Raw genomic sequence first — 13,723 nt, forward strand, 5'->3', positions numbered from 1 at the left:
TTCTAGGCCAGTGTAAAGCGTCCGCCGGCAGCCGGAATGGCCTCAGAGCAGGCGAACACAGGGCGGCAATGGACTGGCGTAAAGGGGCTGCCTGTGAGGTAATAAAGGACAGAGGGCAAAAGAGCCGCGGCGAGACTTGCGGTATCGCGCAATGCCAATATATTTGCATGAGGTCAATTTTTTCTTTCCCTAAAACAATTTTTGTTGATGAAAAAATTATACGCGCGTTACCTGGCGGCTTTGGGGCTGCTAACGGCCGTCTGGCAGCCCGCCGGCGCCCAAACCCAATCCGCTCAACAAGCCGCTGAGCTTGCTTTGCAAACCCGGCAGCAATGGGCCGGCGCCGACGTAGCCGCGTCGGACCTGCGCATTTCCAGCGCCCGCATCGAGGGGCCGGGCCTGCTCTATGCCTATCCACAGCAGCTGCAGGCCGGCATTCCGGTCTACAACCAAGTGGCTACGCTCGTCTTCAAGAACGGAAAGTTGACCCACCACGCGGGCAGCTTCGTGCCGGCCAAAGCCTTTGCGGGCCTCTCGGCAATGCCGCGGGTAACGGCGGCGGCGGCAGTAGCCGCGGCGCTGGCCACGCTGCCGGGCCACCCCGATGCAGCGCCCACTAGCCTGGGTGGCGCCAGCGGCCCCGACCAGCACCAGCGCCTTGCGGCGGCAGGCGTAGCGCGGCAGCCCATTGAGGCGCGCTTGGTGTGGGCCAAGGATAAGAACCAGCAGCTGCACCTGGCCTGGAACGTGAACGTGGACGTGCTGCACTCAGCCGACTGGCTCAACATCCGGGTGGATGCCACCACCGGACAGGTGCTGGGCCAGGACAACTGGACGGTGAGCGAGAAGGCTGCGCACCCGACTGCCGCTGCGCCTGCTCGCGCATCGGCGGCCAGCGCCAGCCCGGCAGGGGCTGCCACGGCTGCCCGGCGCGGCCCCAGCGGCGTGCGGGGGGCATTGGCCGTGACGCCGGCCAGCTACATTGTGGTGCCCTTCCCCGGCGAGCGGCCCGACGTGACCGCGCCCACCACCGACACCAACCCCTGGCTGCGCGCCGGGGCCGGCAACGCCGCCGCCACCCACGGCTGGCACTTCGACGGCACCACCAACTACACCGACACGCGCGGCAACAACGTGTGGGCCTACGACGACAGCCTGAAGCAGAACGGGCCGGGCCGCTTTGCCACCTCCACCGGCACGGCCGGCTCGCTGGTGTTCAACTACGTGCCCGACTTTACGGCCAAGCCCACGCTGGGCAAGAACCGCCGGGCCGCGACCGTGAACCTGTTTTATTGGAACAACTTGGTGCACGACGTGATGTATCAGTACGGCTTCAACGAAGCCAGCGCCAACTTCCAGGCCGACAACCTGGGCCGGGGCGGCGTGGGCGCCGACCACGTGCGCGCCGAAGCCCAGGACGGCCTCGGCGTGAACAACGCCAACTTCAGCACCCCGCCCGACGGCACCAACGCCCGCATGCAGATGTACCTGTGGAACCCCGTGACAAGCAACTCCTTGACGGTGACGGCTCCGGCCGCCATTGCGGGCACTTACACCATGGCCGAAGGTTCCTTCAGCACCCAAAACCTGCTGGCTAACAAGGGCGTCACTTCCGGCACCCTGGTGTACTATACCGACCCGGGCGCGGGCACCCACTTTGCCTGCACCTCGCCTTCGTCGACCAGCGTGAGCGGCAAGATTGCCCTTATCTACCGGGGCAGTTGCAACTACAGTGTGAAGGTGAAGGCCGCCCAGAACGAGGGCGCCATTGCTGTGGTGATGGTGAACAACGTGGCCGGCGGACCCGTGACGATGGGCGGCACCGACAACACCGTCACCATTCCGGCGGTGATGGTGTCGCAGGCCGACGGCGCAACGCTGGCCGGGCAGCTCAACCTGGGCGCCACCGTGCAGCTCACGCTGCGCCCGCCGCTACAGCTCGACGGCGACTTCGACAACGGCATTGTGGTGCACGAGTACGGCCACGGCATCAGCAACCGCCTTACCAGCGGCGGCCCCAACACCAGCTGCCTGGGCAATGCCGAGCAGGCCGGCGAAGGCTGGAGCGACTTCTTCGCCCTGATGATGACCACCGACTGGACTGCTACTCCCCTGACCGATGGCCCGCGCGCGCGCACCATGGGCACGTATGCCCAGGGCCAGGCAGCGACCGGTGCTGGCATCCGGCGCTACCCCTTCAGCACCAGCCTGACCGTGAACCCGCTCACTTACGCCAACGTGGCCACCAATACGGAAGTGCACGCCATTGGCGAAGTCTGGACGGCGACACTCTGGGACATGACCTGGAACATCATCCAGCAGCAGAACAGCATCGAGCCCAACCTCTACAACAGCGCCAGCACGGGCGGCAACGCCGTGGCCCTGAACCTGGTGATGCAGGGCCTGAAGCTGCAGCCCTGCGAGCCCGGCTTCCTCGACAGCCGCGACGCCATTCTGGCCGCCGACTCGCTGCTCTACGGCGGGCGTTACCACTGCGCCATCTGGGGAGCCTTTGCCCGCCGCGGCATGGGCTACAGCGCCCGCGAAGGCTCTTCCAACAGCGCCTCCGACCAAACCGTGGCCTACGACCTGCCCGGCGTGAGCCTGCGCAAAAACAGCGTGCCGCTGGTGGGCAACCAGTTTGCCATCAACCTGTCGGCCACCTGCGAGTGCCAAACCCAGGCGCCGGTTTCCATCACCGACCAGCTGCCGGCTGGCCTGCAATACGTGAGCAGCACGGGCGGCACGCTGAGCGGCAGCACTGTCACCTTCCCCAGCCTGAGCTTTACGACCGGCCAGCAGCGCACCTTCCAGATTGTGGCCCGCACGGCCACCGGAGCGGGCTGCGCCGTGACGCGGCCCGTGAACGATGACCGCGACGCCAATACCGTGGGCGGCTTTACGCCGGCCGTGGTGACCAGCGGGGGCGGCAACGCCTGGGCCCCGACCACGGCCCGCGCCCACAGCGGCGGCGCCTGGGCCACCGGCGACCCCAATGCCACTTCCGACATCACCCTGACGTCGGCCGCGTTCACGCCGGGAGCATTCTCGGTGCTGTCATTCTATCACTTCTTCAACACGGAAGCCCGCTACGACGGCGGCATGGTGGCCATTTCGGTAAACAACGGCCCCTGGCAGGACGCGAGTGCGCTGTTCCTGCAAAACGGCTACAACAACGTATTTGCCGCCGGCACGACGTCGGTCGGCAAACCTTGCTTCTCGGGCCGGTCGTCGGGCCTGGAAGGGGCGGCGGCTTTCCAGCAGTCCATCGTCAACCTGGCGTCGTTCAGCGGGCAGTCCATTCAAGTGCGCTTCCAGTTCCAGTCCGATTCGAACAACCCCTATGCGAATGCGCTGCCGGGTTGGTTCGTGGATGACATTCAGGTGCTGAGCGGCTGCGGCGGCTTGCAGCAAGTGCAGCTACTCAACAGCGGCGGCACGGTGGCGGGCAGCTACGCGCAGGCCACCTTCCTCACGCCGCTGCCGGCGCCCGTCCTCATCAGCCTCAATCCCACCAGCGGGCCGGTGGGCACCAGCGTCACCGTCACGGGTACCGACCTAACCAACGCCACGGGGCTGACCCTGAACGGCACGGCCATTCCCTTGGGCAACGTCACGGCTAATACGGCCACCAGCCTGACCTTCACGCTGCCCGCCGGCGCCACCAGCGGCCAGCTTACCGTGACCACCGTGGGCGGCACCAGCAACGGCCTGCCCTTCACGGTGACCGTGGTGCCAGTGGCCACCAGCTGGACGGGTACCGTGAGCACGGATTGGTTCACGGCCGGCAACTGGAGTGCCGGGGTGCCCACCACCGTGCTGGACGCCACCATTCCGGCGTCGGCACCGAACATGCCCGCCATTGCGTCGGGCACGGCCTCGGTGCGCTCGCTCACGGTCAATTCCGGTGCCACGCTCGTTCAAACGGGCGGCACACTCGACGTGTGGGGCAACCTGACCAACAACGGCACCTTCGCGCCCAGCGGGGGCACGGTGGCAATGGGCGCCACGGCCGTTACCAATGGCCCCAACCTGCTCGGGTCGGGCCGCGTGCGCTTCTGGAACCTTACTGTGCAGGCCAACGGTGTGCTGCTGAGTACTTCGGCCGGCGCCACGGTGCGCCGCGTGCTGACGCTAAACGGCGCTTTTGTGACGCAGGGCAACCCCTTCACGCTGGAGTCGGACGCCACCGCCACGGCCGTGGTGGTGAACAATACCGGCGGCCTCGTTTTCGGTACGGCCACCGTGCAGCGCTACATTGACCCCACCCTGAACGCGGGCCTGGGATACCGCCACTACTCGGCGCCGGTGGGCCTGGCTACCGTGGCGAGCCTGGCCACGGGCTCGTTTGCCCCGGTGGTTAATTCGGCTTACAACGGCGCGGCGGCGCCGGGCGGCGTGACGCCCTTCCCCACGGTGTACGGCTACGACCAGAGCCGCCTGACGCTGAGCAACAACCTCAGCGCCTTCGACAAAGGCTGGTTCTCGCCGGCCGCCCTGAACGACCCATTGACCGTGGGCCAGGGCTACGCCGTGAACTTGGCCGCCAACCAGACGCTGAGCGTGGCCGGGCCGCTGAACAACGGCAACCTGACGGTGTCGTTGGCCAGCAACCGCGCCACCACTGCCGACGGCGGCTGGCAGCTGCTGGGCAACCCGTACCCCGCGCCGCTGGATTACTCCCTGGTGGCCGCGGCCGACCGGGCCGGAATGGATGGCGCTATTTACGTGTATAGCAGCACCAGCCAGTACAATGGCCAGTACCGCAGCTACGTGAACGGCGTGGGCGGCAACCCCGTCATCCCGTCGGGCCAGGGCTTCTTCGCCCGCGTGGCCACCGGCCAGTCGGCGGGGGCGCTGACTTTCCGCAACAGCCAGCGCCTGACCGTGCCCAGCACCACGCCCTTCCAGCGCACGGCTGAAACCCGGCCGCTGGTGCAGCTCACGCTGCGCAGCGCCACGGGCACGGCTTCGGACGAGGCCTACGTGTATGCCGAGGCGGGCGCCACGGCCGCCTTTGACGGCGCATTCGATGCCGAGAAGCTGCCTAATACCACGGGCCTGAACCTGTCGTCGGGGGCCGCCGGGCGCGAGCTGGCCATCAACGGCCTGCCCGCCTTCACCACCAGCACGGTGGTGCCCTTGAGCGTGGGCGTGCCCACCGCCGGCACCTACACCCTGCAAGTGGCCCAGTTGCTGAACCTGCCCGCCGGCACCGCCGCCGTGCTCGTGGATGCCCAACTGGGCACCCGCACCGATTTGGCTGCGCTGCCGGCCGCCGGCTACGCTTTCACGGTGACTTCGGCCCAGGCCAGCGCCCTGCTCAGCGGCCGCTTCTTCCTGAACCTGGTGCCCGCCGCTCCGCTGGCCTCGGCCAATGGCCGCTCGGCCGCAGTGCTGAGCCTGTTCCCCAACCCAACCATGGCCCGCGCCACCACGCTCACCGGCGCCCAGGCCGGTGCCCCGGTAACCGTGTTTGACGCCGTGGGCCGCCTCGTGCTCACCACGGCGGCCACTGCGGCCGGCACGGCCCAGCTGGCGTTGCCCGCGGGCGCGGCCACGGGCGTGTACGTGGTGCGTACCGGCACCCAGGCCATCAGGCTGGTGGTGGAATAAGCAGGTTGCGTAAGCAGTAAAAAGCCCCGGCGCTATGCGTCGGGGCTTTTTTTACGGTCGGCTGGCTAGGTCAGCTGCATGTAGTTGCGCTGGGCGCGCTGCTTGTCGGGCTTGGGGGCTTTCGGCTGCGCGGCCAGCAGCTCCAGCAGGCGTTCGGGCGTGAGCTCGGTGAAATCCTTGATGACGGTGAGCGGGGCCTGAAACGCCTTGGCCGGCACGCCCGAGGCCACGGCCACGCAGCGCATGCCGGCTTTGTAAGCCGCCTGCTCGCCCAGCACGGCGTCTTCAAATACGATGCAGTCTTGGGGCCGGGCGCCCAGCTTGGCGGCGGCCACCGCGAAGGTGTCGCCGTGGGGTTTGCCGCGTGCCACGTCGTCTTTGCCCACCACCACGTCGAAGAAGCGGCGGAGGTCGAGGTGGTCGATGATGTAGGCAATGGTTTCGGGCGGCGAGCTGGTGCCCAGGGCAATGCGGAAGCCCGCGGCGCGGGCCGCTTCCAGAAAGCGGCTGAGGCCGGGCGTCTCGCGGCGCTTGCTCCAATACAGGGTGCGGTACAGAAACTCACGCTGCGAGGAGTACTCTTTTAGCTGCTTTTCGGGCACGGGGTTGCGAAAAACCGTCTTGAGGATGTTGGTGGCCGGCATGCCGTTGAGGCGCTGCAGCAGTTTGCGGGCGTTGGTGCTCAGGCCCAAGTCGCGGAAGAGCAGTTGGAAGGCGCGGGCCTGGTAGGGCGTGTTGTCGATGAGGACACCGTCCATGTCGAAGAGGAGAGCGGGTTTCATAAGAGGGGAGAAGGGCACGATTAAAAAACGGTCATGCTTCGGCTGCGCTCAGCATGACAGCCATGGCCCGGCGATGCGCGGTATCTTTGCTGTTGCATAGCCTTACCCGCTTTTACTTGAAAAAGATACTGCCGTTCACCGTGGCCGCTCTGCTGGCCGCCGCCCCGGCCTTCGCCCAGAAAGCCGAAAAGCCCCTCCCGCGCCCCAAGCTGGTCGTCGGCATCGTGGTCGACCAGATGCGCTACGACTACATCTACCGCTATTGGAACAAGTACCCGGCCGGGGGCTTCCGGCGTTTGCTGGGGCAGGGCTTCAGCTACGAGAGCTGCCACTACAACTACGTGCCCACCTACACTGGCCCCGGCCACGCCAGCGTGTACACCGGCACCACGCCGGCCGTGCACGGCATTGTGGGCAACAACTGGTTTGAGCGCGAAACCGGCAAGGGTACCTACGTGACCGAGGACAAAACCGTGCAGGCCGTGGGCGGCACCGAAGCGGCCGGCCAGATGTCGCCGCGCCATATGCTGGCCACCACCATCACCGACGAGCTACGGCTGGCCACAAATTTTCAGGCCAAAACCATCGGCCTCAGCATGAAGGACCGGGGCAGCATCCTGCCGGCCGGGCATTCGGCCACCGCCGCCTACTGGTACGACGGCACCAACGGCGCCTTCATCAGCAGCACCTTCTACCAGACCGCGCTGCCCGATTGGGTGCAGAAATTCAACGCCGCCGGCCACGCCGCCCGGTACCTGGCCCAGCCCTGGAACACGCTGCGGCCCATCGGCGACTACACCGAAAGCACCCCGGATGACGTGCCCTGGGAGGGCGCCTTCAAGGGCGAAAGCAAGCCCGTGTTTCCGCACGACCTGCCCGCGCTGGCGGCCGGCGCGCCCGCCTCGGTGCAGCCCGCCCTCAAAAACTCGGGCGAAACCCGCAACCCGCAGGCGCCCACCCAAAACCTCGACCTCATCCGCAGCACGCCCTTCGGCAACTCGCTCACCACCGACTTCGCCCTCGAAACCCTGCGCCAGGAGCAGATGGGCCAGCGCGGCGTGACCGATTTCCTGGCCATCAGCTACAGCAGCACCGACTACGTGGGCCACCAGTTTGGTCCCAACTCCATCGAAGCCGAAGACACCTACCTGCGCCTCGACCGCGAACTGGCCCGCCTGTTTGAGGCGCTCGATAAGCAAGTGGGCAAGGGCCAGACCCTGGTGTTCCTCACCGCCGACCACGCCGCGGCCCACGCCGTGGGCTTCAACCAGGCCCACCGGCTGCCCGGCGGCGGCGTGGGGCCCGCCGTGATGCGCGACTCGGTGCAGCGCGCCCTCACCCGCCAGTACGGCCCCGGCCAGTGGGTGCTCAGCTACGAAAACCAGCAGGTGTACCTCAACCGCCAGCTGCTCAAGAAGAAAAACATCGACTTGGGCAAGGCCCAGCAGGACGTGGCCGCCGCGTTGCTCACGCTGCCCGGCGTGACGCAGGCCCTCACCGCCCTCGACCTGCAGCGCGCCCACTGGAGCGAAGGCCTGGGCATGTACCAGGAAAACGGATTTTTTGCCCCGCGCTCCGGCGACGTGCTCACCGTGCTGGCCCCCGGCTGGCTGGAGGCCTACGCCTACCCCGTGGTAAAGGGCACCACCCACGGCTCCAGCGGGGCGTATGATACGCACGTACCGCTGCTGTTCTGGGGCTGGGGCGTGAAACACGGCGCTTCCGCGGCCGCCGTACGTATCACGGACATCGCGCCCACCATTGCGCGTTTTTTGCACATCCAGGAACCCAGCGGTTGTTCGGGGGTTCCTTTGGTGGAGGTGCTTCGTTGATTTGCTGATTTTTTGATGTGCTGATGTGCTTTTCCGCGCGGGTTCATGCACTCGGCTGGGTTGAGCGTGCGGAGGATATGATTTTGGATAAAATTTTCCGGATGCTCAGCAGGCGCGGCAGCAGCTCGCCGGGGCTTTCGTAGGAAGGGGCGTGGTAGCAGAGCAGCAGCCAATAATCGGTTTCTTCGGCTTCTTTGGCCGCAATTTTACATTTGTGTACAAAGTCGGCGCGGCTTTCGGAACTTTGCGCCTCCCGAACATTTGCGCCAATTGCCGTTCCGCTCCTCATCAACTGTTTCGCCATGACGTAGCGCCGCTGCGCTTCCAGCCGTTCGGTGTACTCGATGATGAGCAGCGAAAATTCAAAAGTCAGCCGAACAATCAGATTATCAGCTTCGGGAATTGCCACGGCAAAATAGTTAAAAGTCAACCGGATATACTACAAACATACGCTCTGCCTTGGCTCTCGGGTGGCTTGCCCACCAGCAACCAGTGGGAGCACATCAGCACATCAAAAAATCAGCAAATCTTAAGAATGGCCCATTTTAATCCCTGGCACGACGTGTCGCGCGGCGACGAAACGCCCACCATCGTGCAATCCATCATCGAAATTCCCAAAGGCAGCAAGGGCAAATACGAGCTCGACAAAGAGAGCGGCCTGCTCAAGCTCGACCGCGTGCTGTTCTCGGCCGTGCACTACCCCGCCGCCTACGGCTTCATTCCGCAAACGTATTGCGACGACAAAGACCCGCTCGACATCCTGGTGCTGTGTTCGGTCGACATCGTGCCCATGTGCCTCGTGGAGGCCAAAGTCATCGGCGTGATGCAAATGGTGGACCAGGACGAGGAAGACGACAAAATCATCGCCGTGGCCGCCCACGACATCTCGGTGAACCACTACAACGACATCTCGGACCTACCCCCGCACACGCTGCTCGAAATGCAGCGCTTCTTCGAAGACTACAAGGCCCTCGAGCACAACAAGCACGTGGTGGTGGAGCGCTTCATGGGCAAGGAAGACGCCTACCGCATCATCAACGACAGCATCAAGCTCTACCAGGAAACCTTCGGCGAGCGCAAGGCGGTGCTGGAAGAAAAATAACCCGGACACGACCTAACGGCCGTTTTCTCGTAAAGGCGAAGCATGACCATTCAGCGTCCTGCTTCGCCTTTTTGGCGTTTTTTATACGAAAACAGTCTGTTGTTGGTGATTGTCACCATGACACTGTTGACCTTGGGCGGCCAGTTCCTCACCGGCTGGCACGACTACAACGACGAGCTGCAGGATATGGGCCTGGCCCAGCTGTCGGCCGGCCAGTACTTCACGTCAGGTCATTTTCTGGAGGCCACCTTCGAAAACTGGGAAAGCGAATTCCTGCAAATGGGCCTCTACGTGCTGCTCACCGTGTGGCTGCGCCAGAAAGGCTCTTCCGAGTCGAAGAAACTGTACGAAGAAGAGGAGGTAGACGCCGAGCCCGACCCGAGCAAGGAGGATGCCCCCGGCCCCGTGAAGCGCGGCGGCTGGGTGCTGAAGCTGTACAAAAACTCGCTCAGCCTTGCCTTTTTCGCCTTGTTTTTTCTCTCGTTCTGGCTGCACGCCAAGGGCGGCGCCGAAGTATATAGCATTGAGCAGGTGCACGATGGCAAGCCCGCCGTGGATACGCTGGCCTACATGGCCACCTCCCGGTTTTGGTTCGAGTCGTTGCAGAACTGGCAGAGCGAGTTCCTCAGCATCCTGAGCATCGTGGGCCTCAGCATCTTCCTGCGCCAGCACGGCTCGCCCGAAAGCAAGCCCGTGGACGCCGCCTACGCCGAAACCGGCAAGTAGCGACACCGCTCTGTGGCGCCGTGGCGCTAATTTCGGCCGTGCTCACGCCGCCTGCTCCTTCCCTGCGCTTTTCCTGGCCCCGCCGGCTGCTCGACGCCGTGCTGTACAGCAGCGTGTGGCTGTCGGGCGCGGCGGCGGCCCAGACGGCCTACACCCTGCACCTGTGGCCGCCCCTCGACGGGGCCGGCTACCGGCTGGTGCTGCTGGTGTTTGCCGCCACGCTGCTGGTTTATAACCTCGACGCCGCCTTGCCTTTCAAGCACCGGCAGCCGGCGGGCACTTCCGGGCGCAAGGCCTGGCAGCAGCGCCACCGCCGCGGGCTGGCCCTGCTGGCGGCCGGCGCCGCGCTGGTGACGGGCGGGCTTTTTCTGGCCGATGGCTGGTGGCGCTACCTGCCCAAGCTGCTGCCGCTGGCGGCGCTGGCGCTGCTGTATTCGTGGCCGCTGCTGCGCTGGCGCGGCCGGCGGCGGGCCCTGCGCGAAGTGCCGCTGCTGAAAGTGTTTCTCATCGCCGGGGTGTGGTCGCTGGTCACGGTGGGGCTGCCGGCCCTGCTGCTGCACCACCCGCTGACGGCCGTGGCGGGGCTGCTGGCGCTGCGCTTCTGCCTGGTGCTGGCCCTGGCCATTGTGTTCGACATTCGGGACGTGAGCCGCGACCGGGCGGCGGGCACGCACACCTTCCCGGTGCTGCTGGGGCTGCGCGGGGCCAAGCTGGTGGCGTTGGCGTTTTTGGCCGCTACTTTGGTGCTGGGTTTGGGCTGGGGCATGCCGCGGCTGGGCCTGCTGTTTACCGTGCTGTTGGCCGCCACCGTCATTGTGCTGGCGCACGAGCGCCGCGACGATTATTTTTTTGCCTTGCTAGCCGACGGCGTGCTGCTGGTGCCCCCCATTCTCTATTTCCTGAGCTAGCCGAGTTCTAGCCCCGTACTAACTCCTGCAGCGCCGGGCCGACAAACCGCACAATGTCGCCGGCCACCAGGCCCGCTTGCCCGGTTTCGGCGGCGGCCAGGTCGCCGGCCCGGCCGTGGGCGTACACGGCCAGCCGCGCCGCGCCAAACGGCGACAGCTGGGCGTGGGCGCGCAAGGCGAGCATCAGGCCCGTGAGCACGTCGCCGCTGCCGCCCGTGGCCATGCCCGCATTGCCGGTGCTGTTGAAGTGCAGCTCGCCGGTGGGCGTGGCCAGGCAGGAGTAGGCGCCCTTCAGCAGCACCAGGCAGCGGTGCCGCTGGGTAAAATCGCGCAGTAGGTCCAGGCGGTGGTAGTCGTCACGGGCTGGCCCGGTGAGGCGCTCGAACTCTTTGGGGTGGGGGGTGAGCACGGCGTTTTCGGGCAGCAGCGCCAGCAGCTCGCGGTGCTGGCCCAACATGTTCAGTGCATCGGCATCGAGGACGAGCGGGAGCGTACCGGGGCGCTTTTCGGCGGGCCGAGTGGCTTGCTCGAGCAGCTGCCGGAGCACGGCCACGCCCGCCTCGGCCTGGCCCAGGCCCGGGCCGATGCCCACGGCCTGGTAGGGTTTTAGCTCCGGCAATTCGCTGATGAAATCGGCCTGCGCATCGGTCAGGCACATGGCTTCGGGCTGACTGATTTGGAAAATGTCGTAGCCGCAGCCGGGGATGTGCGCCGTGAGCAGGCCCACGCCGCCGCGCAGGCAGGCCCCCGCCGCCAGCACGGCCGCGCCCATCTTGCCCCGGCTGCCCGCCAGCAGCAGGGCGTGGCCGAAGGTGCCTTTGTGGCTGAATTTTGGGCGGGCGGGCAAGGCGCCGGCCATGGTAGCGGCGTCGGTGTAATGCCAGCGGCCGGCCGCGTTGGCAACGAATGCTGGGCTCAGGCCAATGTCCAGCACCTTCCACTCGCCCACGAACGCCGCGTTTTGCGGCAGCAGGAAAGCCAGCTTGGGCAGGCCGAAGCTGACGGTGTGCCGGGCGTGCACCACGGCGCTATCGGCCGCCTGGGGCGCGTCGGCAAAAAGCCCGCTGGGGAGGTCGATGGCCACGACGCGGGCGTTGGCCTGATTGAGCTGCTGCACCACCGCGGCGGCCGAGCTCGCCAGCGGCCGCGACAGGCCGGTGCCAAACAGCGCGTCGATGACCACGCCTTTTTCCGGAATGTGCAGCGCGTGGTTGGTTTTGATGGTGCTCACGGGCACAGCAGCGGGCAGGCGCTGGCGGTTGTGCTGCCAGTCGGCCGACTGTTTATCGGCCGGAAGCAGAGCCACGCGCACCGCGTAGTGGGCCGCATGCAGCAGCCGGGCCACGGCCAGTCCGTCGCCGCCGTTGTTGCCGGGGCCGCACAGCACCAGCACTTCGCGGGCAGCGGCGGCAGCAAATTGCCCGAGGAACCACTCCGTGAACGCCTGCGCCGCGCGCTCCATGAGCTCGACGGAAGTAATGCCTTGTTCCTGCAGGGTGGCGTGGTCGAGGGCGCGGGTTTGGGCGGCGGAAAGAATTTTCATGGCGAATCGGGCGGGTGGAAAAGCTACTTTTGCGCATGCAAGAAACAGCCCGCGTCTTCATCGTGCCCGGCCTCGGCAACTCCGGCCCCGACCATTGGCAAACCCATTTTCAGCGCCTCCACCCCGAGTTTACCCGCATCGAGCAGCGCGAGTGGGATGCGCCCGACTGCCGCGAGTGGGTTGACACCCTGGAGCAGGTCCTGGCCGGCGAAAACCTGCGCCGCGTGGTGCTGGTGGCCCACAGCCTGGGCTGCGTCACGGTGGCGCACTGGGCCGGGCGCTACGGCCACCGCATAAAGGGCGCGCTGCTGGTGGCGCCCAGCGACGTGGACACGGCCCACTACGCCGCCTTTCCCACCACCGGCTTCGGGCCCATGCCGCTGGCCCGGCTGCCCTTCCCGAGCAGGGTGGTGATGAGCCAGAACGACGAATGGGTGACGCCCGTCCGCGCCCGGCAATTTGCCGAAGCCTGGGGCAGCGAATTGGTCGACATCGGCCCCGCCGGCCACATCAACGCCGCCAGCGGGCACGGCGCCTGGCCCGCCGGGCTGGCGCTGCTGCGCGAGTGGCTGTAAGGGAAATGCCGCCGCGGCGTCTAACCCCGCAGCGCCGCAAACCTCCCGGCCACGGCTGCGTTTATCTTTTCTGAGCCTGCCATTTTCCCTCAACCTCCCCTCATGCAAACCTGGAACGACGTCATCCGCCTTGCCAATCATCCCATTCCTTCGCCTCGCCGCGTAGAGAAAACGCCCGCCGAATGGCGCGCCCAGCTCACGCCCGAGCAATTCCACGTCACCCGCGAGCACGGCACCGAGCGCGCCTTCACCGGCGAGTACTGCGAGGCCCACGAAGCCGGCCTCTACGCCTGCGTGTGCTGCGGCACCCCGCTCTACGACTCGCGCACCAAGTTCGAGTCGGGCACGGGCTGGCCGTCGTTCACGCAGCCGGTCGACGAAAGCGCCATCCGCTACAAAAAAGACACCAGCTACGGCATGGTGCGCGTGGAAGTGCTCTGCAACGTGTGCGACGCCCACCAGGGCCACGTGTTTCCCGACGGGCCCGCGCCCAGCGGCCTGCGTTTGTGCATCAATTCGGCCAGCATCAAGCTGGTGCAGGAGGCACCGGCTTCGGTGCAGTAGGGCGGAGTTAAATCTGCCACTACAAACAAGTTGTAAATTTGAGCCGGCTCGGCTGCGTACGCAGCGGGGCCGGCT

10 protein-coding genes are annotated in these 13,723 nt (G+C 66.1%); 7 read left to right on the forward strand and 3 right to left on the reverse strand.

The window, feature by feature from the left end; all coding sequences use genetic code 11:
• The first annotated feature begins 207 nt into the window (after window positions 1-207).
• Window positions 208-5,616 (forward strand): M36 family metallopeptidase, encoded by a 5,409-nt coding sequence (locus JAO73_RS02180; protein ID WP_198975525.1) that lies wholly within the window; start codon window positions 208-210, stop codon window positions 5,614-5,616.
• A 65-nt stretch (window positions 5,617-5,681) separates the two neighbouring features.
• On the opposite strand, the gene JAO73_RS02185 is transcribed toward JAO73_RS02180, so the two are convergent.
• Entirely contained in the window at window positions 5,682-6,398 is a 717-nt protein-coding gene (locus JAO73_RS02185) for an HAD family hydrolase (RefSeq protein ID WP_198975526.1), read from the reverse strand.
• A 116-nt stretch (window positions 6,399-6,514) separates the two neighbouring features.
• On the opposite strand from JAO73_RS02185, the gene pafA reads away from it, so the two are divergent.
• Window positions 6,515-8,230, forward strand: coding sequence for an alkaline phosphatase PafA (gene pafA, locus JAO73_RS02190; protein ID WP_233168636.1), 1,716 nt, complete (start codon window positions 6,515-6,517; stop codon window positions 8,228-8,230).
• A gap of 43 nt (window positions 8,231-8,273) precedes the next feature.
• Here pafA and JAO73_RS02195 read toward each other — a convergent pair whose 3' ends face one another.
• Window positions 8,274-8,639: a four helix bundle protein gene (locus tag JAO73_RS02195; protein WP_317191186.1), complete on the reverse strand. Its 366-nt coding sequence runs from the start codon at window positions 8,637-8,639 to the stop codon at window positions 8,274-8,276.
• 126 nt (window positions 8,640-8,765) lie between these two features.
• On the opposite strand from JAO73_RS02195, the gene JAO73_RS02200 reads away from it, so the two are divergent.
• From JAO73_RS02200 to JAO73_RS02210, 3 genes are read left to right on the forward strand one after another with little or no spacing between them, the layout of a single operon-like run.
• The gene (locus tag JAO73_RS02200) at window positions 8,766-9,332 is read left to right on the forward strand and encodes an inorganic diphosphatase (protein WP_190926720.1); all 567 of its coding nucleotides are present in this window, start codon (window positions 8,766-8,768) and stop codon (window positions 9,330-9,332) included.
• 42 nt (window positions 9,333-9,374) lie between these two features.
• Window positions 9,375-10,058, forward strand: coding sequence for a DUF6766 family protein (locus JAO73_RS02205; RefSeq protein ID WP_198975527.1), 684 nt, complete (start codon window positions 9,375-9,377; stop codon window positions 10,056-10,058).
• A 20-nt stretch (window positions 10,059-10,078) separates the two neighbouring features.
• Window positions 10,079-10,966: a UbiA prenyltransferase family protein gene (locus JAO73_RS02210; protein WP_198975528.1), complete on the forward strand. Its 888-nt coding sequence runs from the start codon at window positions 10,079-10,081 to the stop codon at window positions 10,964-10,966.
• Between the two features lie 7 nt (window positions 10,967-10,973).
• Here the strand turns inward: JAO73_RS02210 and JAO73_RS02215 are convergent, their stop codons facing one another.
• Complete coding sequence (locus JAO73_RS02215) at window positions 10,974-12,509, reverse strand: NAD(P)H-hydrate dehydratase (RefSeq protein WP_198975529.1); 1,536 nt, start codon at window positions 12,507-12,509, stop codon at window positions 10,974-10,976.
• A gap of 35 nt (window positions 12,510-12,544) precedes the next feature.
• On the opposite strand from JAO73_RS02215, the gene JAO73_RS02220 reads away from it, so the two are divergent.
• Together JAO73_RS02220 and msrB are read left to right on the forward strand one after the other, a co-directional pair.
• On the forward strand, window positions 12,545-13,084 hold the full coding sequence (locus tag JAO73_RS02220; protein ID WP_198975530.1) for an RBBP9/YdeN family alpha/beta hydrolase: 540 nt from the start codon (window positions 12,545-12,547) through the stop codon (window positions 13,082-13,084).
• Window positions 13,085-13,186: 102 nt separating this feature from the next.
• Window positions 13,187-13,648, forward strand: coding sequence for a peptide-methionine (R)-S-oxide reductase MsrB (gene msrB / locus JAO73_RS02225; protein WP_198975531.1), 462 nt, complete (start codon window positions 13,187-13,189; stop codon window positions 13,646-13,648).
• Window positions 13,649-13,723: the final 75 nt, after the last annotated feature.

Origin of the sequence: Hymenobacter miniatus (assembly GCF_016427455.1) — a bacterium.
GTDB classification, from domain to species: Bacteria; Bacteroidota; Bacteroidia; order Cytophagales; family Hymenobacteraceae; genus Hymenobacter; species Hymenobacter armeniacus.

Bases quoted from the DNA above. Each gene is read 5' to 3' on its own strand.
- JAO73_RS02185 (WP_198975526.1), bottom strand. From the start codon at position 6,398: ATGAAACCCGCTCTCCTCTTCGACATGGACGGTGTCCTCATCGACAAC.
- msrB (WP_198975531.1), top strand. From the start codon at position 13,187: ATGCAAACCTGGAACGACGTCATCCGCCTTGCCAATCATCCCATTCCT.
- JAO73_RS02205 (WP_198975527.1), top strand. From the start codon at position 9,375: ATGACCATTCAGCGTCCTGCTTCGCCTTTTTGGCGTTTTTTATACGAA.
- JAO73_RS02200 (WP_190926720.1), top strand. From the start codon at position 8,766: ATGGCCCATTTTAATCCCTGGCACGACGTGTCGCGCGGCGACGAAACG.
- JAO73_RS02215 (WP_198975529.1), bottom strand. From the start codon at position 12,509: ATGAAAATTCTTTCCGCCGCCCAAACCCGCGCCCTCGACCACGCCACC.
- JAO73_RS02220 (WP_198975530.1), top strand. From the start codon at position 12,545: ATGCAAGAAACAGCCCGCGTCTTCATCGTGCCCGGCCTCGGCAACTCC.
- JAO73_RS02180 (WP_198975525.1), top strand. From the start codon at position 208: ATGAAAAAATTATACGCGCGTTACCTGGCGGCTTTGGGGCTGCTAACG.